This is a genomic window from Streptomyces sp. BB1-1-1 (genome assembly GCF_031597775.1).
Taxonomy (GTDB): domain Bacteria; phylum Actinomycetota; class Actinomycetes; order Streptomycetales; family Streptomycetaceae; genus Streptomyces; species Streptomyces thinghirensis.
Genome location: NZ_CP134203.1, coordinates 6,031,549 through 6,048,646 on the forward strand (window position 1 = coordinate 6,031,549; position 17,098 = coordinate 6,048,646).

General features: G+C 72.5%; 17 protein-coding genes and 1 tRNA gene. 8 read left to right on the forward strand and 10 right to left on the reverse strand.

What is annotated here, in order from left to right; translation table 11 throughout:
* Positions 1-9: 9 nt before the first annotated feature.
* Positions 10-942: a TerD family protein gene (locus tag RI578_RS27590; RefSeq protein ID WP_310873589.1), complete on the reverse strand. Its 933-nt coding sequence runs from the start codon at positions 940-942 to the stop codon at positions 10-12.
* A gap of 208 nt (positions 943-1,150) precedes the next feature.
* Here RI578_RS27590 and RI578_RS27595 point away from each other — a divergent pair, with 208 nt between their 5' ends.
* From RI578_RS27595 to RI578_RS27605, 3 genes are all read left to right on the forward strand, one after another.
* The gene (locus tag RI578_RS27595) at positions 1,151-2,317 is read left to right on the forward strand and encodes an HpcH/HpaI aldolase/citrate lyase family protein (RefSeq protein WP_310873590.1); all 1,167 of its coding nucleotides are present in this window, start codon (positions 1,151-1,153) and stop codon (positions 2,315-2,317) included.
* Between the two features lie 81 nt (positions 2,318-2,398).
* On the forward strand, positions 2,399-4,909 hold the full coding sequence (locus tag RI578_RS27600; RefSeq protein ID WP_310875874.1) for a phosphoribosyltransferase: 2,511 nt from the start codon (positions 2,399-2,401) through the stop codon (positions 4,907-4,909).
* Complete coding sequence (locus RI578_RS27605; RefSeq protein ID WP_310873591.1) at positions 4,909-5,721, forward strand: HAD family hydrolase; 813 nt, start codon at positions 4,909-4,911, stop codon at positions 5,719-5,721. Before RI578_RS27600 ends, RI578_RS27605 begins: the two co-directional genes overlap by 1 nt.
* Here the strand turns inward: RI578_RS27605 and RI578_RS27610 are convergent.
* On the reverse strand, positions 5,639-6,481 hold the full coding sequence (locus tag RI578_RS27610; protein ID WP_310873592.1) for a DedA family protein: 843 nt from the start codon (positions 6,479-6,481) through the stop codon (positions 5,639-5,641). The genes RI578_RS27605 and RI578_RS27610 overlap by 83 nt on opposite strands.
* A gap of 132 nt (positions 6,482-6,613) precedes the next feature.
* Between RI578_RS27610 and RI578_RS27615 the strand changes: the two genes are divergently transcribed.
* Together RI578_RS27615 and RI578_RS27620 are read left to right on the forward strand one after the other, a co-directional pair.
* Positions 6,614-7,756 (forward strand): sensor histidine kinase, encoded by a 1,143-nt coding sequence (locus tag RI578_RS27615; RefSeq protein WP_310873593.1) that lies wholly within the window; start codon positions 6,614-6,616, stop codon positions 7,754-7,756.
* Positions 7,747-8,391 (forward strand): response regulator transcription factor, encoded by a 645-nt coding sequence (locus tag RI578_RS27620; protein ID WP_193776226.1) that lies wholly within the window; start codon positions 7,747-7,749, stop codon positions 8,389-8,391. The genes RI578_RS27615 and RI578_RS27620 overlap by 10 nt, the downstream gene beginning before the upstream one ends.
* Positions 8,392-8,477: 86 nt before the next feature.
* On the opposite strand, the gene RI578_RS27625 is transcribed toward RI578_RS27620, so the two are convergent.
* From RI578_RS27625 to RI578_RS27635, 3 genes are all read right to left on the reverse strand, one after another.
* A complete protein-coding gene (locus RI578_RS27625; RefSeq protein WP_164410144.1) occupies positions 8,478-8,696 on the reverse strand; it encodes a zinc ribbon domain-containing protein in 219 nt (72 codons plus the stop codon).
* Positions 8,697-8,788: 92 nt separating this feature from the next.
* A complete protein-coding gene (locus tag RI578_RS27630) occupies positions 8,789-10,195 on the reverse strand; it encodes a hypothetical protein (RefSeq protein WP_310873594.1) in 1,407 nt (468 codons plus the stop codon).
* A 71-nt stretch (positions 10,196-10,266) separates the two neighbouring features.
* Positions 10,267-11,037, reverse strand: a complete 771-nt coding sequence (locus tag RI578_RS27635) for a DUF4097 family beta strand repeat-containing protein (protein WP_310873595.1) — start codon at positions 11,035-11,037, stop codon at positions 10,267-10,269.
* Positions 11,038-11,259: 222 nt separating this feature from the next.
* Between RI578_RS27635 and RI578_RS27640 the strand changes: the two genes are divergently transcribed.
* Positions 11,260-11,334 (forward strand) — tRNA-Val (locus tag RI578_RS27640).
* 107 nt (positions 11,335-11,441) lie between these two features.
* On the opposite strand, the gene RI578_RS27645 is transcribed toward RI578_RS27640, so the two are convergent.
* Entirely contained in the window at positions 11,442-11,798 is a 357-nt protein-coding gene (locus tag RI578_RS27645; protein ID WP_310873596.1) for a hypothetical protein, read from the reverse strand.
* Between the two features lie 116 nt (positions 11,799-11,914).
* Here RI578_RS27645 and RI578_RS27650 point away from each other — a divergent pair, with 116 nt between their 5' ends.
* Entirely contained in the window at positions 11,915-12,460 is a 546-nt protein-coding gene (locus RI578_RS27650) for a GNAT family N-acetyltransferase (protein ID WP_310873597.1), read from the forward strand.
* 4 nt (positions 12,461-12,464) lie between these two features.
* Positions 12,465-12,692 carry a DUF2277 domain-containing protein gene (locus tag RI578_RS27655; RefSeq protein ID WP_310873598.1) on the forward strand — a complete coding sequence of 76 codons (228 nt, stop codon included), beginning with the start codon at positions 12,465-12,467 and terminating at the stop codon, positions 12,690-12,692.
* Between the two features lie 61 nt (positions 12,693-12,753).
* Here the strand turns inward: RI578_RS27655 and RI578_RS27660 are convergent, their stop codons facing one another.
* The 4 genes from RI578_RS27660 to RI578_RS27675 form a co-directional block, all read right to left on the reverse strand.
* On the reverse strand, positions 12,754-13,392 hold the full coding sequence (locus tag RI578_RS27660; protein WP_210958613.1) for a DedA family protein: 639 nt from the start codon (positions 13,390-13,392) through the stop codon (positions 12,754-12,756).
* Between the two features lie 282 nt (positions 13,393-13,674).
* A complete protein-coding gene (locus RI578_RS27665) occupies positions 13,675-14,130 on the reverse strand; it encodes a DoxX family protein (protein ID WP_310873599.1) in 456 nt (151 codons plus the stop codon).
* 230 nt (positions 14,131-14,360) lie between these two features.
* Complete coding sequence (locus RI578_RS27670) at positions 14,361-15,995, reverse strand: alkaline phosphatase D family protein (protein WP_310873600.1); 1,635 nt, start codon at positions 15,993-15,995, stop codon at positions 14,361-14,363.
* A gap of 88 nt (positions 15,996-16,083) precedes the next feature.
* A complete protein-coding gene (locus RI578_RS27675) occupies positions 16,084-16,728 on the reverse strand; it encodes an HNH endonuclease family protein (protein ID WP_310873601.1) in 645 nt (214 codons plus the stop codon).
* Positions 16,729-17,098: the final 370 nt, after the last annotated feature.

Here is a 17,098-nt window from a genome sequence, read left to right on the forward strand (position 1 = left end):
CCCGGGCGGCTACCGGCCGACGAACTGCGGTCCCTGCGGCGGCAGCCGAAAGTCCGGGTCGGGTGCCCCGGTGACCGGTGGCGGGTAGCCGTAGCCGGGCTGCGCGCCGGTGACCCCCGCCGCGGCGGGCGCCTGCGGATATCCGTACCCGGGCCGCCCGGCCGGCTGCGGGTAGCCGTACGCCGGCTGTGTCGTCGGAGGCTGCTGCGGATAGCCGTACGCGGGCTGTGCCGGCACTCCGGCGGGCTGCTCCGGGGGCAGCGGCCGCGAGACCTCCGGGAGGGGCTGCACGGTCGTCGGCTCGTCGGGGCCGACCGCCGGCGGGGCGGGCGTGGACTGGGCGGGCGTGTGCGGGACCGGTTCCGGCCGGGGGGCCGACACGGGGTCGTCCGCCCCCTCCGACTCGTCCACCGAGATGCCGAAGTCGGTCGCCAGGCCCTTGAGCCCGTTCGAGTAGCCCTCGCCCAGCGCCCGGAACTTCCAGCCCTCCCCGCGCCGGTACAGTTCGCCGCAGATCAGCGCCGTCTCCTGGCCCGTCTCCGGCTTGACGTCGAAGTACGCCAGCGGCTCCGCGTCCGCGGCCGTGGCGTCGTGCAGCAGGATGCGCAGCGACCGGACCCGGTCGAAGGCGACGCCGTCCGCCGAGGCGACCAGCAGGATGCGGCCCACGGACGGCTCGACCCCGGAGAGATCTGTCTGGATCGTGTCGGTCAGGCCCTCGTCGACCCGCTTCTTGCCGAGCCGCCAGACCTGACCCGAGGGATGCCGGGGCTGGTTGTAGAAGACGAAGTCCTCGTCGGAACGCACGCGGTCGTCGGGCCCCAACAGCAGCGCGGAGGCGTCGATGTCGGGGACCCCCTGCCCGGGTGTCCAGCGCAGCACGGCGCGTACCGTGGTGGCTTGCAGCGGGACGTTCGACCCCTTCAGCATCGCGTGCGTCATGCCGTCATCCTGCCCTCTCGGTCCTGGTCACGACAACGCGGGGGCGGGTACTCGGGCCGTGTCCGCTCACCTCGGGTCGCCGCCGTCGACACGGCCGGGTTACCTGGAATTCATGCCCAGTGGGAACCTCCGACATGGATACGTACGTACTATTACCGGCCACCTTTGGACACTTCACAGGTCGCCCAGACACCGCGGGGGAGTTTTAATGCATCATTTCGGACAGATTGCCCCTGATGTGCGGAAGCGTCTCTTCCACCAGGAGCCCTGCGCCTTCACGGCGGACTCTCCGGCCCGGCTGCTGTCCGCGGCCCTGGGCGCCACGCTCTACAGCCCCGCCACCCGCCCCAGGCTCGCCGACGACATCCTCAAGCAGGGCGTGAGCGGTGTGGTGTCGATGGTGCTGTGCCTGGAGGACTCGATCGACGACGCCGACGTGCCGGTCGGCGAGGCGAACCTCGTCGCCCAGCTCACGGACCTGGCGGCCCGTTCCGCCGCCGACGTCCCCCTGCTCTTCGTCCGGGTCCGCACCCCCGAGCAGATACCCGACCTCGTGCGGCGCCTCGGTCCCGCCGTGCGGCTGCTGTCCGGATTCGTGCTGCCGAAGTTCACCGAGGAACGCGGCGTGCCCTTCCTGGAGGCGCTCTCCGCTGCCGAGGCGGCCGCCGGCCACAGGCTCTTCGCCATGCCTGTACTGGAGTCGCCGGACCTGCTGTACCGGGAGTCCCGCGTGCAGACGCTGGAGGGCATCTTCCGCGCGGTCGACAAGTACCGCGACCGCGTGCTCGCCCTGCGTCTCGGCGTCACCGACTTCTGCTCCTCGTACGGGCTGCGCAGGGGCCCCGACATGACGGCGTACGACGTCCAGATCGTCGCCTCCGTGATCTCCGACGTGGTGAACATGCTCGCCCGGGCCGACGGCACCGGGTTCACGGTGACCGGGCCGGTATGGGAGTACTTCCGCGTCCAGGAGAGGATGTTCAAACCGCAGCTGCGGCAGAGCCCCTTCCTGGAGGTGCAGGCGGTCGAACTGCGTCAGAAGCTGATCGCACACGCCATGGACGGTCTGCTGCGGGAGATCTCCCTGGACCGCGCCAACGGCCTGCTGGGCAAGACCTGCATCCATCCCTCGCACGTGCTCCCCGTCCACGCCCTGTCCGTGGTCAGCCACGAGGAGTTCAGCGACGCCCAGGACATCCTGCGGCCGGAACGCGGCGGCGGGGGTGTACTGAGGTCCGCCTACACGAACAAGATGAACGAGGTGAAACCCCACCGCGCCTGGGCCGAGCGCACGCTGCTGCGGGCGGAGGTCTTCGGGGTGGCGAACGAGGACATCGGCTTCGTGGAACTCCTCGCCGCCGGCCTGTCCGACTGACCGCCCTGTCCGACTGAACGCAAGGAATCCATGACCGACGCAAGGGCCCACGCCGCGGTGGACAACGGGAGGCACGAGTACATGACCGAGAGGGCGCGCGCCGAGGGGCGCGCCGGAGTCTGGTCCGGCAGCTGGGTCGCCGAGCGGCTCGGCGTCGAGCTCGCCGGTGACGACACGCTGACCGGCCTGCTGGGGCTCGCCCTGCGCCGCAACCCCAAGCGGGCGCACCTGCTCGTCTCGAACGTGCTCGGCAAGCACGTCCCGCAGTCGCCCTCCGTCGTGTACGGCCACGGCGTCGCCCTCGGCAGGCGCGTCCGCGAACTGCTCGGCGCCGAAGCGGCCGCGCGCGCGGTCGTCCTCGGCTACGCGGAGACCGCCACCGGCCTCGGCCACTCGGTCGCCGACGGCCTCGGCCCCGCCCCGTACCTGCACTCCACCCGCCGTCCGGTCACCGGCGTCGTCCGGGCGGGCGGCTTCGAGGAGTCCCACTCGCACGCGACCTCCCACCTCCTGCTGCCCGAGGACCCGGCGCTGCTGGCCGGCGACGGGCCGCTGGTCCTCGTCGACGACGAGTTCTCCACCGGCAACACGGTGCTCAACACCGTCCGCGCTCTGCACGAGCGCTATCCCCGCAAGCGGTACGTCGTGGTGGCCCTCGTCGACATGCGCTCGCCCGCCGACGCCGGCCGGCTGGAGGAATTCGCCCACGACATCGGCGCCCGCGTGGACCTGGTGACGGCCGCCTCGGGCACGGTCCGGCTGCCGGAGGGCGTACTGGAGAAGGGACAGGACCTCGTCGCCCGGTACGAGACGCGAACCGCCGAGCCGGCCCCGGCCCGCCCGTCCGGCTCTGCCGCCGAGCCCGGCCCGGCCCGCCCGTCCGGATCCGTCGGGCGCGTCGACCTGCGCTGGCCCGGCGGGGTCCCCGACGGTGGACGGCACGGGTTCACGGCCGCCCAGCGCGACCGGCTGGAGAGCGCCCTGCCCGGCATGGCCGAACGGATCGCCGAAGCGCTGCCCACCGGCGCCCGCCGCGTGCTCGTCCTCGGCTTCGAGGAACTGATGTACGCCCCGCTGCGCCTGGCCCACACGCTGGAGCAGACCACCGACGCCGACGTGCGCTACTCCACCACCACCCGCTCTCCCGTCCTCGCGGTCGACGACCCCGGCTACGCGATACGCACCCGCCTGGTCTTCCCCGCACACGACGACCCGGCCGACGGCCCCGGCGAGCGCTACGCCTACAACGTCGCGGGCGCCGGCTTCGACGCCGTCGTCGCCGTCGTCGACTCGGCCGCCGACACGTCCGCGCTGCACGCGCCCGACGGACTGCTGGCCCGGCTCGCCGCCCACGTCCCGCACGTGCTGCTGGCGGTCGTCCCGTCGTACGTCCCAGAGGCCCCGCAAGCCCCGCACGTCTCCGAAAGGCCCTCCATGCTGCCCGAGCCCCTGCGCGGCCCCGACTTCTCCTCGTACGCGCCCGACGAGGTCGGCTGGCTGCTCCAGGACCTCTCGGACGTCACGCTGGAGGCACCCACCGAGGAGCGCGAGGAGGCGATCCAGAGCGGCGGCGCGCACTACGCGGAGTCGCTCCCCGTGGAGTACCAGCCCAGCGAGCAGTACCAGGAGCTGTTCCACGCGGCGCTGGCGACGTCCGCGACCCGGCTGGCCCGCGCGGTCGGCGCCGTCACGGAGATCGTGCTCGCCGAGCGGTCGCCCCGCCCCGTCCTGGTCTCCCTCGCCCGCGCGGGCACACCCGTCGGGGTTCTCATGCGCCGCTGGGCGCAGTTCCGTCATGGTCTCGACCTCCCTCACTACGCCGTGTCGATCGTCCGGGGCCGCGGCATCGACGCCAACGCGCTGCGCTGGCTGGCCGACCGTCACGACCCCGCCGACGTCGTCTTCGTCGACGGCTGGACCGGCAAGGGCGCCATCACTCGCGAACTCGCCGCCGCCCTGAGCGACTTCGAGGTCTCCGACGGCGTCACCGGCTTCGACCCGGAGATCGCCGTGCTCGCCGACCCCGGTTCCTGTGTACGCACCTACGGCACCCGCGACGACTTCCTCATCCCTTCCGCCTGCCTCAACTCCACCGTCTCCGGCCTGATATCCCGCACCGTGCTCCGCGCCGACCTGGTCGGCCCGCACGACTTCCACGGCGCGAAGTTCTACCGTGAACTCGCCGGCGCCGACCTGTCACCGGACTTCCTCGACGCCGTCTCCGCCCGCTTCCCGGACGTCGCCGACACGGTCGACGCCCAGGCCAAGGAGCTGCTCTCCGCCGACCGCACCCCTACCTGGGAGGGCTGGGCCGCCGTCGAGCGCATCAGCGAGGAGTACGGCATCCACGACGTGAACCTCGTCAAGCCCGGCGTCGGCGAGACCACTCGCGTGATGCTGCGCCGCGTGCCGTGGAAGGTCCTGGCCCGGGCCGGCGCCGGAGCCGACCTCGACCATGTACGCCTGCTGGCCGAACAGCGGGGCGTACCCGTCGAGGAGGTCGATGACCTCCCCTACACCTGTGTCGGGCTGATCCACCCCAAGTACACGCGGGGCGCGACCGGCGCCGACGGCAAGGCGGTGGCACTCTGATGCCGGTGCTCGTCGCAAGCGACCTCGACCGCACGCTCATCTACTCGGCCGCCGCACTCGGGCTGACCATGCCCGACCTGCGGGCACCCCGGCTGCTGTGCGTCGAGGTCTACGAGAGCAAGCCCCTCTCCTACATGACCGAGACGGCGGCCGGGCTGCTGACCGACCTCGGTGACACGGCGGTCTTCGTGCCGACCACGACCCGGACCCGCAAGCAGTACCAGCGCATCAACCTCCCCGGCCCTCCGGCGAAGTACGCGATCTGCGCCAACGGCGGTCACCTGCTCGTGGACGGCGTCTCCGACCCCGACTGGCACGCGCGGGTGACCGCGCGGCTGGCCGACGAGTGCGCCTCGCTGGCCGAGGTCCGCGACCACCTGATGAACACCGCCGACCCGCTGTGGGTGCGCAAGCACCGGGTCGCCGAGGACCTCTTCGCCTACCTCGTCGTCGAGCGCGAACTGCTGCCCGAGGAGTGGGTGAAAGAACTCGCCGTGTGGGCCGAGAACCGCGGCTGGACCGTGTCCCTCCAGGGCCGCAAGATCTACGCCGTCCCCAAGCCGCTCACCAAGAGCGCCGCCGTGTACGAGGTCGCCCGCCGCACGGGCGCCGATCTCACCCTCGCCGCCGGCGACTCCCTCCTCGACGCCGACCTGCTGCTCGCCGCCGACCGGGGATGGCGCCCCGGCCACGGCGAGCTGGCCGACTCCGACTGGACGGCTCCGGCGATCAGCGCCTTGCCCGAGCGCGGTGTCCTGGCCGGTGAGCGGATCCTTCGGGAGTTCCTGCGTGCGGTGAGCCCGGCTCGCTGACCCCTCCGTCCGCCACCCCGGCACCGGCCCCGCCCCGGGTGCCGGGGTGGTCGTCGTCATCGGCCGACGGCCGTATGTCCTGTCCGCGGTCGCGGTCGCGGCCCCGGCCCCGCCTGCGGTGGCCGGCCCCCGGCCGCATCAGACGCATGCCGATGAAGACCAGCAGCGCCAGGGCGGCGATCGCGAGGATCACCTTCGAGTACGTGGAGGCGATGCCCGAGACCTCGGACCAGTTGTCCCCCAGCGCGTAGCCCGCGAGGACGAACACGGTGTTCCAGATCGCGCTGCCCAGCGTGGTCAGAGCGAGGAAGACGGGCAGCCGCATCCGCTCCACACCCGCCGGTACGGAGATCAGACTGCGGAAGATCGGGATCATCCGGCCGAAGAACACCGCCTTGGTCCCGTGCTTCAGGAACCAGGCCTCCGTCTTCTCTATGTCGGACACCTTCACCAGTGGCAGCTTCCCCGCTATCGCCACCGTCCGGTCCCGGCCGAGCAGCGCGCCGACCCCGTACAGCGCGAGCGCGCCGATCACCGAACCCGCCGTCGTCCACAGCAGGACGGCGATCAGGTTCATCCGGCCGGAACTCGCCGCGAACCCGGCGAGCGGCAGGATCACCTCGCTCGGCAGGGGAGGGAAGAGGTTCTCCAGAGCGATGGCGAGGCCGGCGCCCGGTGCGCCGAGCGCGTCCATGAGGTCGTTGATCCACTGCGGTGCCGCACCGCTGTCCGCGGCCGTCTGCGCTGCGATGGCTGTCATGACGACCACGCTAGAAAATCGCAGCTGAAGGGAGACTGAGGAAGACCGCAGGATCGACTGCGGTGCACCGCAGTCGGGAATTGCGGTTTTCCGCAGTGTGCGCCGCTGCCGCGCCCGGCTAGCCTCGCGATCATGCGAGACATGGCGCGACGCGTAGTGCGGTGCGGGGTGGGCCTCATCATGGGGGCCGCCGCGGCCGCCGTCGAGCTGCTCTTCGCCCTGCTCGCCGGCGCCGCCCTGCTGCCGGTGGCGGCCTGGCCGGCCGGCCGGCGTGCCGTACTGCGCCCGGTCCTCGCGGGCGCGCGGAGACTGGCGGAGTTGGAGCGGAGTCGGCTGGCGATGTGGCTGGACCTCCGTGTCACGCCCGCGTACGAGGACGTGCGGGCGCTGCGGTACGTGGCCTGCCACTGGGCCCTGGGCGTCCTGGGTGGGGTGGTGATGCTGACCGCCGCCATCGGCCTCGGGTACGGCACCTTCGGGCTGTACGGCTGGATCCTGCTGGACGGCATACGCAACCCCGGATCGTTCGTCCTCGGCAGTCTCGGTGGCTTCTTCCTCGTGTTCCTCGCCGTGCAAGGAATATTCGGTGTGGTCGGACTGGAGGGGCAGCTGGCGCGTCATTTCCTCGGCCCCCGCCACCAGGAGGAGCTGGAGCGGCGGATCGCCGAGCTGTCCGCCAGCCGCGCCGCCGTCGTCGACGCGGTGAACGACGAACGACGCCGCATCGAGCGGGACCTGCACGACGGCGTTCAGCAGCGTCTCGTCGCCCTGGGCATGCTGCTCGGCCGGGCCCGCCGCAGCCAGGACGCCGATCGTCGGGACCGGCTGCTGGGCCAGGCACACGACGAGAGTCGCCGCGCCTTGGACGAGCTCCGTGAGGTGGCCTGGCGGATCTATCCGACCACGCTGGACGAGGCGGGGCTGCGCGCGGCACTGGAGACGGTCGCCGAGCGGGCGTCCGTGCCGGTGGGGGTGGAGTACGACCTGGCCGAGGAGCCCGAGCAGGCCGTGGCGACCGTCGCGTACTTCGTCGTCTGCGAGGCGGTCACGAACGCGGTCAAACACGCGGCGCCGACCCGGATAAGCGTCGCGGTCAGAGCGGAGGAGGAACGGATGTTCGTGAGCGTCCAGGACGACGGCTGCGGTGGGGCGAACGCCGCCGGCAGCGGACTGTTCGGGCTCGCCCGGCGAGTCGCGGCTCTCGACGGCAGCCTCAGTGTGGTCAGTCCGCCGGGCGGGCCCACCCTCGTGGCCGCGGAGCTGCCATGCGGGTGATCCTCGCCGAGGACTCGACCCTGCTGCGGGAGGGGCTGGTGCGGCTGCTGGCGGAGGAGGGGCACGAGGTGCTCGGGGCCGTCGGCAATGCCGAGCTGCTGCTGAAGGCGGTCGCCGAGGACCCGCCGGACGTGGTCGTCGCCGATGTCCGGATGCCGCCCACGCACACGGACGAGGGCCTGCGCGCGGCCCTGGAGATACGCGAGCGCTGGCCGGAAGTCGGGGTGCTGGTGCTCTCGCAGTACGTCGAGAAGCGGTACGCGACGGAGTTGCTGACCGGTGAGACGGAAGGAGTGGGTTATCTGCTCAAGGACCGGGTGGTCCAGGTCGACGAGTTCCTGGACGCGCTGGAGCGGGTGGCCGCCGGCCGCGCGGCCTTCGATCCGGAGGTCGTCCGCCAGCTGCTCGGCCGCACGACACACACCGACCTGCTCGCCCGGCTCACCGCGCGGGAGCGGGACGTGCTGGCCGAGATGGCGCAGGGCCACACCAACGCGGCGATCGCGCGGCGGCTGCACATCTCCCAGAGCGCGGTGGAGAAGCACATCAACGCGATCTTCGACAAGCTGGAGCTGACCGGGGGTGAGGGCTATTCGCGCAGAGTTCTGGCGGTGCTGCGCTATCTGGGGAGCTGAGAGGGGGGAAGGGGCCGGAGGCAGCCGAGCGGGGCCGAAGCGCCGGCGCGGTCGCACCGGCGCGGGCCATCACCCGGGCCGGTGGGTCAGCCGCAGCAGCCTCCGCCGCAGCAGCCGCCTCCGCCACCCGACGAGGGTGCCGGGGCCGACGCGGAGGCCGACCCGCCGACCGCGACCGTCGACAGCAGCTTCACCGTGTCGTCGTGGCCCGCCGGACAGGCGGCGGGAGCGGAGGACTCGGCCATGGGACGGCTCAGTTCGAAGGTGTCGCCGCAGCTCCGGCAGCGGTACTCGTAGCGAGGCATGCGCACAGGTTAACCGGCCCGGCCCAGCGGCCAGGCCCGACGGCGAAAACCCGGTCCGGTCCGGAGCCTGATCACCGTCAGTCGCTCGGCGGTCAGTGGCCGGCCCCGCGCTCCTCCCGGATCCGGGTGACCACGCCGGCCACCGTCTGCCGGACCGCTTCGGTCTCCGTCAGGAAGTGCCAGTAGTCGGGGTGGCGGCCCTCCAGCGTGGTGATCGCCCGTTCCAGCCGGGCCACGGCGTCGTCCAGCGGGCGCGCGTGACGGGGGTCGGGGGTGTTGCGGCCCGCCATGGCCAGCCGCTGGGCGTCACGGATGGCGAAACGGGTGCGCTCGATCTCCTGCTGGGGGTCCTTCTGCACGGCGTTCAGCTGCCGCAGCCGGTCTCCGGCGGCCGAGACGGCCTCGTCGGTGCCATTCAGCAGCGCCCGCACCGTCGACAGGAGGGCGGTCGCGTCGGGCCAGCGCTGTTCGTCGCGGGCGGTCTGGGCCTCGGTCAGTTTCCGCTCGGCCTGCCGGACCGATTCGGTGGCCTGGTCCGGCACCTGCTGGAGGTCCTGCCAGCAGGCCGCGGTGAAGCGCCGCCGCAGCTCGCTCAGGACCGGTTCGACCTGTTCGGTGCGGGTGGTCAGGGCCTGGGCGCGGGTACGCAGGGAGACCAGCCGGTGGTCGATCTCGGCGGCGTGCTCGGGCAGGCGCTCGGCCTCGGCGCGGACCGACTCGGCCGCTCGGGTGACCCGTTCGGCCCGCTCGAGGGTCTGTGGCACGCCGTGCTGTCCCGCGCCCTGGTTCAGCCGGGTCAGCTCCGGACCGAGGGCGGCGAGCCGGGCGGCGAGGTCGTCCGCCCTCAGCCCGGCTTCCCGCGCGGCGTCCAAGGCGTTGGAGGCGGCGAGGAGGGCCTGCCGGGCGCGTTCGACGGTGGGCGCCAGCCGGGCCAGCTGGGTCTCGGCCTTGCCGAGCAGCGGGCCGAGGCCGTCGGCGAAGCGGTCCAGTTCCTGCTTGACGCGGCCCAGCTCGTTCTTGGCGGCGGTCAGTTCGCCGCGGGCGCGGGAGGCGGCCGACGCCTCCAGATCGTCCCGGTCCAGGTCATGGGCGTCGACGGCGCCGATGTACTGGTGGCTGACCTCGTCGATCCGCCGGCCGAGCGCCTCGAAGTCGGTGACCGCGCGCCGGGCGGCGGGGGAGGCATCGACGGCGGCGATCGTCTCTATCGAGATCCGCAGGTCCCGTTGAGCGGTGTCCAGGTCGTAGAAGGCGGCCGCCGCGTCGTCCTTCGCGGCCTGCGCCTCCGCCCGCTGGCTCTCGGCCCGCCCGCCGAACCAGCGCCGGGTGCCGCCCCCGGCGAACGCTGCGGGCAGCGCGAGCACGGCGAGCAGCGGCAGGCCCACGAGGAAGAGCACATCACGGCCCGCGCCGGGCGCGCGACGGCGGTGGGAGCGGTGCGGCAGGCGCTGCGCGCGCGCCACCATCGGCGAGTACGGCTGCGATGGTGTCGCCGTCACATCCCTCTCCCGTGTCGTCCGTCCTGCCCGGGTTCATTCTCCCACCCGTAAGGGACGAACACACGGGCCGGTCAGTTCGCGGTTCGGACCGTGACTTTGCCGTCACCGGTTCGGGCGCTCACCACATGGCTGCTGGCGTCGTCCCGCGGCACCGACACGTCGACCCCGCCGTCACCGGTTTCGGTGGACACCTTGTACGTGGCCCGGGGCAGCGTGATCGTCACGGAACCGTCGCCGGTGCGGGACTCCACCAGGTCGGGAACGGTGCCGAGTTCGAGACGGACCGAGCCGTCTTCGGTGTGCGCGTTCACCCGGCGCGAAGAGACCTCCGCGCGCACGGATCCGTCGCCGGTGCGCAGCTCCAGAGGGCCGGTGGAGTCGGTGACGTGCACGGACCCGTCGCCGGTACGGATGTTCAGCGCGTCCCGGAAGCCCCGCGCCCGTACGCTGCCGTCCCCTTCCTTCACCTGGACGGCGATGCCCCGCGGCACCTCGATGCGGTGCCTGGCCGCGCAGTCGGCGACCACGCCGGAGCAGTCCATGCGCAGCACCAGCCGGTCGTCGTCCATCTTCCAGGTCACTTCGGGATCCGAACCGACGGCGACCGATCCGGAGAACCACCGGGTGACCTCGACCTTCCCGGACGTGTGGTCGTCCGAGGCGACGATCTCCAGGGCGGAGTCGTCGGAGTCGACGGTGAGGGTGCGGCCCTGAAGGGCGAAGGACCGGTGCTCGGGGTCCTTGTCGTCCGAGGCGGAGGCACAGGCGCCGAGACCCGCCACGAGAACGGCGACGGCGCCGACGGCGGCGAACGTGCGAACGGAAACGGTGCGGGCGGCCATGACGATCTCCCCCTGGGACGGCTACGAGGTGCCGCGCCCGGCCCTCCCGGAGCGGAAGCGGCCCTCGTCGACGAGGCTCTTCGACCGTACGGAGCACGGGCCCGCGCCGGGATCCGGGCCACTACCGGATCGGGGGTGGGGTTAACCCCCGGCCGAGGCGGTAGCGGCGTCAACACGTTTGCCGGGCAGTGGCCCGGGCCATGTAGGCTGTCGACTCGTCCTGGGTGCGTAGCTCAGGGGTAGAGCGCCTGCCTTACAAGCAGGATGTCGGCGGTTCGAAACCGTCCGCGCCCACCAGGACCGGCGCCGCTGTCGTCGGTGCCAGAGGCCCCCGGAGATCTTCCGGGGGCCTCTCGCGTGTGCCCGCCGGCGGTCTTTCCCGGATGAACCCCACAGCACCGAGATCACTGAGACGCAGGCGGGGTCTCCCCGGCCGGGGCCTCGTGGGCGCGTTTCAGCTCCGAGCGGGCGCTCACCTGGTCCGGGCCGGTGATCTCCGACCAGTAGCGATGGGTGCTGACGAACACGGCGAGTTCGCGCTCGCGCCGCCGGAGCTTCTCCACCTCGGCCTGCTCGTCCGCCGACCAGCCGGGGGAGGCCGGGCGCTCGACCTTGCGCCAGCCGTTCTTGTCGCTGAATCCGTCGAGCGGTTCGACGGACCAGGGAAGTCTCTTCAGCAGGGCCGACAGCTCGGCCCGGACCTGATGCAGTTCCTCCTGACCGGCGAGGAGGTCACTGGGGAAATCATAGGTCGTAGCCACGCGCCAATGATACGCCTGTTCGATTTTGAGGCGCGCGTTCCCTTCGATGGTTCACGCGAAAGTGTGGCCGTCGCCGCCGGGGCCGACTGTCAGACCCCTGCCCTACCGTGAAGAGCATGGAAGGCGTGGACGAGCGGGCGGTGGAGGACAGGGCGCGGGGCGGGGAGCGGGTGTGTCTGGTCCCCTGGGCGGAGGCGGATCTGTGGCTGCTGCGCAGGACCAACAGCCCCGAGATGACCGCGCACCTGGGCGGCCCGGAGACCGAGGAGCAGCTCGCGGCCCGGCATCGGCGGTACGCCGAGCCGGGCCCGGGGCGGATGTACCGGGTCGCCCTGGCGGACGGCGGTGAGACCGTCGGCTCGATCGGGTACTGGCAGCGGACCTGGCAGGGCGCGGAGGTCTGGGAGACCGGATGGGCGGTGCTGCCGGAGTTCCAGGGGAAGGGGCTCGCCGTGCGGGCGGCCCGTGCGGTGCGCGAGGCGGCCCGTGCCGAGGGGACGCACCGCTATCTGCACGCGTTCCCGAGCGTCGACCACGCCGCCTCCAACGCGGTCTGCCGCGGGGCCGGTTTCGCCCTGCTCGGACAGGCCGACTTCGAGTATCCGAAGGGCCACTGGATCAGATCGAACGACTGGCGGGTGGACCTGGAGAAGGGAGACTGACGTCATGTGCCGCAGCATCAAGACACTGCGTCCGCCCGTGCTGGCCGAGGAGGCCACGGAGGACGAGATCAGGGCCGCCGCCCTGCAGTACGTGCGCAAGATCTCCGGGTTCCGTGCGCCGGCCGCGCACAACCGGGAGGTCTTCGAACAGGCGGTGGAGGCCGTCGCCGGGGCCACGGCTGACCTGCTGGCCGGCCTGGAGGTGCGGGGAGGCGCGCGACGGGCCTCGTGACATCCCCTGGTCCGTTGCCGCGAGGCCTACACGCGCGCCGCGCGGCGGCCGGCCTCGGCGATCACGAAGCCTCCGTCGCCCGGGGCTGGCGGCGCATCAGGTACGCGGCCCCCGCCCCCGCGCCGAACAGCGCCACCAGCGACACCCCCGCCGCCAGCCAGGTCGCCCCCAGCCACTGACCGCCGAAGTAGCCGAGGGCCACGCTGTAGGCGGCCCAGGCCAGTCCGGCGAGGGCGGACCAGGGGAGGAACTCGCGGATCCGGCGGTGGGCGGTACCGGCGACGAGAGAGACGACCGAGCGGCCGGCGGGGGCGAACCGGGCCAGGACGACGAGGGCGCCGCCGCCTCGGGCGAGAGCCCCGCCGAGACGTTCCTGCGCCGTGGTCAGCCGACGGGAACGGGCGATCGCGCGGTCCAGGCGAGGCCCGCCGCGCCACGCGAGGCGGTAGACCGCCAGGTCGCCGAGGACCGAGGCGGTCGCCGCGCACAGCGTCAGGACCAGGATGTCGGGGACGTCGTCCGGAACCCGCCCGGCGGCCGCCGCGCCCGAGCCCGCGGCCGCCGCCGTGGCCGCCGTGATCACAAGGACACCGCTCGGCAGCACCGGCAGAAAGATGTCGAGGAGCACCGAGACGGCGACCAGCGCATAGATCCATGGGCTGCTGACCAGCGAACCGATACTGCCGAGACTCTCGACCACCACAACTCCCCGTTACTCCCCCGTGGGCCGGGCCATGCCGCGAGACGCGGGGACGGCAGGAGCGGCCGATGACAGCCATACAGCGTACGCCGGGGGTGTGACGGACGGTTCACAGGGGCCTCGTGTGTTCGCCACGGAGCGTTCACTCGCGAGTGGGCGTTCACGCCCGACGCTCGGCCTCGGTACCCGCGCCCCCGCGGTCGTCCGGTCGCCGGTCGCCGGTCGCCGGGAAGAGCGTGAACGGCGCCCCCCGGTTCGGGGAAGGCGCCGCTCCTGTCCGGGTCAGGCCGCGACCGGTGTCTGCCTCTCGGTGGAGGTCTTCTCCTGCTCCGACGTGCGCCGGGCGAACAGCCGGTCCAGGCCGAAGGCGCCGGAGCCGGTGAAGGCCAGCAGCAGGAAGGCCCAGCAGAACATGGCGGAGGCCTCGCCGCCGTTCTCCATCGGCCACAGGGCGCCCGGCTGGTGCACCTTGAAGTACGCGTAGGCCATGGAGCCCGAGGAGACGACCGCGGCGGCGCGGGTGCCGAGGCCGAGCATGACGAGGCCGCCGCCGACCAACTGGATCACGGCCGCGTACCAGCCCGGCCAGGTTCCGGTCTCGATCGTGCCGCCGCTTCCCGACGCGCCGCCGAGGACGCCGAACAGGGAGGCGGCGCCGTGGCAGGCGAAGAGGAGGCCGACGACGATGCGGAAGAGGCCGAGGGCGTAGGGCTGGGCGCTGTTGAGGCGTCCGGACATGTGGGGGGAGCTCCTTCGGTCGGGCCGGCCCGTCGAGGCCGGTGGGGGACGAAACCGAGTGGGCCGCCCACGTTAGGTGAGCCTAACGAGTACTTGCAAGTTCAACATTTGGCCATGGCTTGGCGCATGGTCACCCTTCCGCCGCGACGGCCGCCGCAGGTGGGAGCGCTCCCACGCAGACAGCGGAGCCCGCCGGTGTGTCTTGATTCATACCCGGCTCCGCCCCCCGCCTACGCCAGCTCCCTCTCCGTGACCGTCCGCAGGGCGGTCGTCCCGTCGCGCTCCGCCCGCGCCTGCTCCAGGCGCAGCCGGGCCGATCTCCCCCGCAGGGTCAGCGTCATGAGCTGATTGCCGAACCAGGGCCCGCCGGTCTTGCGCCAGCCCACCGCCGGCGGCCCACAGCGTCCGTGCCGGGCGATGCGCCGCCCGAGGGCACGTGCCGGGGCGCTCCAGCCGAAGCGGAAGCCGAGACGGATGGAGAGCGGCACGGAGTTGTGGACGGGGGAACAGGTCAGCTGGGCCACCGTGGCGTCGGGCGCGCGGCCGGGCCAGGACGGCTCGGCCACGTAGGCGTGGTGGACGTCGCCCGACAGCACGCTCACGGTCGCGGGCGCCCCGGGCCCCGTACCGGCCTCGGCGATCAGGTCCGCGAGGGAGTCGAAGGAGGTCGGGAAGGCCGACCAGTGCTCCAGGTCGGCCCCGCGCCTGATCCGCTCCCCGCGCCGTGCCCAGCGTGCGCCCCGTTCGCCGACGCACATCGCGGCGCTCCACGCCTCCACGTCGTGCACGAGGTGGGGCAGCAGCCAGGGCAGGGAGGTGCCGATCAGCAGGTGGTCGTAGGAGTCGCGTTCCTCCATGACCTGTTCGCGCAGCCAGGCGGCCTCGCCCGGGTCGAGCATCGTGCGGCGGTCCTCCTGGAGGACGCGGGCCGCGCGGGAGTCCACCATCACCAGCCGTACGCGGCCGAAGTCGCGCCGGTAGCTCCAGCGGACGGAGGCCGGGTCGGCGTCGGCCCGCGCGGCGAACGTACGGAGCACGTCGGTGCCGTCGGGGGCCTCGCGGACGGCCGCGTAGAGGGGGTCGGCGGCCAGCTCGTCCGGGGAGAGGTTGCCCAGCTGCTGGTACACCCAGTAGGACATCAGCCCGCTCAGCAGCCGCTCACGCCACCAGTCCGTGGCCCGCATGTCGGCGAGCCAGGCGGCGGAGGTGTTCCAGTCGTCGATGACGTCGTGGTCGTCGAAGATCATGCAGCTGGGCACGGTGGACAGCAGCCAGCGCACCTGGGGGTCGCTCCACGACTCGTCGTAGAGGCGGGTGTACTCCTCGTAGTCCGCGATCTGTTCGCCGGGAGGCTCCGCCAGGTCGCGGCGGCCCGCGATCCAGCGGCGCGTGGCGTCAGAGATCTCGTCAGCGTACACCTGGTCGCCGAGCAGGAGCAGCACGTCGGGGCGGGTGCCCTCCGGGTCGGCCGCGATGCGGCCGGAGAGGGTGTCCAGCGCGTCCGGGCCCACCGGGTCCTTCTCGCCGGCCGGCGGCGACGCCCAGCGGCAGGAGCCGAAGGCGATGCGCATGCCCTCGTCCGCCGGGGGCGTGGCGATCACCGAGGGAGGGAACGGCGAGTCCGGCGGCGGCCATACGCGGGCTCCGTCGAGGAGCACCTCGTACTCGGTCGCCGTGCCCGGTGTCAGGCCGGTCACCGGGACCAGGGCGTAGTGGTGGCCCGCGACCTGGAAGGTGCGGGTCGTGCCGCGGGAGCCGTCGGCGCAGCGCACCTCGGTGGTGCAGGGCCGGTTCGTCTCGACCCAGATGGTCGCCGACGAGCCGTCGGTGTATCTCAGCAGTGGTCCCAGGCGCAGTCCGGCCATGGTGATCCCCTCCTCCGTCGCCCCGTACGGTACGGAACGACGGAGGCCGGCGGGGAGGCTCCGCGCCGAACACGCGATGGACGGGGCGTCAGCAGTTCGCGAGGTTGTTCTGGAGCGCCGACTTCTCGGCGGAGTCGACCGAGAGGTCGTAGTAGTACTTCACCTGTACCCAGGCGCGGACGTATGTGCAGCGGTAGGCGCTGCGCGAGGGCATCCAGGTGGCCGGGTCCTGGTCGCCCTTGGACTGGTTGACGTTGTCGGTGACCGCGAGGAGCTGGGGACGGGTCAGGTCGTTGGCGAAGGACTGGCGCCGGGAGGTGCTCCAGGAGCCGGCGCCGGAGTCCCAGGCCTCGGCGAGCGGGACGAGGTGGTCGATGTCGACGTCGGAGGCGGCGGACCAGGTGGCGCCGTCGTAGGGGGAGTACCAGCTGCCCCGCGTGGCGGCGCAGGAGGAGTCGGTGACGACGCCCGAGCCGTCGCGCTTGAGGACGGTCTCGCGGGTGTTGCAGGTGCCGGACTGCGTGATCCAGTGCGGGAAGAGGTCGCGGTCGTAGCCGGTGCGGCTCTCGGTCTCCACGGTGAGGGAGGCGAGGTAGGAGCGGGCGGTCGCGGCGCTGACCGGGGTGGGGAGGGCGGCGGAGGCGGCCGGGCCGTTGAGGAGCCCGGCGGAGGCTATGAGTCCGGTGAACGCGGCGAGGACACCGAGCCGTCGACGCGCGTAGAACTTCGGCATGCGAACTCCCTTGGAGTGTGGGGGTGTTGGGACGCGGGCAGGGGAATGCTCGCGACGCCGCATGGCGCACAGGTGTGCGGTCGGTAAGAAGTTAGTGACGTGTGCATGGCACGTCTATGGGCGCGGCAGGACTCGTGACGGAACGTCCCGGGACTTCCGCCCCCTCGGCCCCGCCGGCGGGGCTCGCGTACTATGGACGGCGCAGAAGGGGAGTAGCTCTTCGCCGGACCGTCGACACACTGCTCAGCTCGTCTGAGCCGGCGCCCGGAGGCAGGCCTCGTACGCGGGGCCGGCCAGCGAGACCTTCGGCAAGCAGTGCACGCCCGCGCCGTACGGCGGGGGCGACCGTGTGCTGCCGTGCCGAGGTGTC

Bases quoted from the DNA above. Each gene is read 5' to 3' on its own strand.
- RI578_RS27590 (WP_310873589.1), bottom strand. From the start codon at position 942: ATGACGCACGCGATGCTGAAGGGGTCGAACGTCCCGCTGCAAGCCACC.
- RI578_RS27595 (WP_310873590.1), top strand. From the start codon at position 1,151: ATGCATCATTTCGGACAGATTGCCCCTGATGTGCGGAAGCGTCTCTTC.
- RI578_RS27600 (WP_310875874.1), top strand. From the start codon at position 2,399: ATGACCGAGAGGGCGCGCGCCGAGGGGCGCGCCGGAGTCTGGTCCGGC.
- RI578_RS27605 (WP_310873591.1), top strand. From the start codon at position 4,909: ATGCCGGTGCTCGTCGCAAGCGACCTCGACCGCACGCTCATCTACTCG.
- RI578_RS27610 (WP_310873592.1), bottom strand. From the start codon at position 6,481: ATGACAGCCATCGCAGCGCAGACGGCCGCGGACAGCGGTGCGGCACCG.
- RI578_RS27615 (WP_310873593.1), top strand. From the start codon at position 6,614: ATGCGAGACATGGCGCGACGCGTAGTGCGGTGCGGGGTGGGCCTCATC.
- RI578_RS27620 (WP_193776226.1), top strand. From the start codon at position 7,747: ATGCGGGTGATCCTCGCCGAGGACTCGACCCTGCTGCGGGAGGGGCTG.
- RI578_RS27625 (WP_164410144.1), bottom strand. From the start codon at position 8,696: ATGCCTCGCTACGAGTACCGCTGCCGGAGCTGCGGCGACACCTTCGAA.
- RI578_RS27635 (WP_310873595.1), bottom strand. From the start codon at position 11,037: ATGGCCGCCCGCACCGTTTCCGTTCGCACGTTCGCCGCCGTCGGCGCC.
- RI578_RS27650 (WP_310873597.1), top strand. From the start codon at position 11,915: ATGGAAGGCGTGGACGAGCGGGCGGTGGAGGACAGGGCGCGGGGCGGG.
- RI578_RS27655 (WP_310873598.1), top strand. From the start codon at position 12,465: ATGTGCCGCAGCATCAAGACACTGCGTCCGCCCGTGCTGGCCGAGGAG.
- RI578_RS27665 (WP_310873599.1), bottom strand. From the start codon at position 14,130: ATGTCCGGACGCCTCAACAGCGCCCAGCCCTACGCCCTCGGCCTCTTC.
- RI578_RS27670 (WP_310873600.1), bottom strand. From the start codon at position 15,995: ATGGCCGGACTGCGCCTGGGACCACTGCTGAGATACACCGACGGCTCG.
- RI578_RS27675 (WP_310873601.1), bottom strand. From the start codon at position 16,728: ATGCCGAAGTTCTACGCGCGTCGACGGCTCGGTGTCCTCGCCGCGTTC.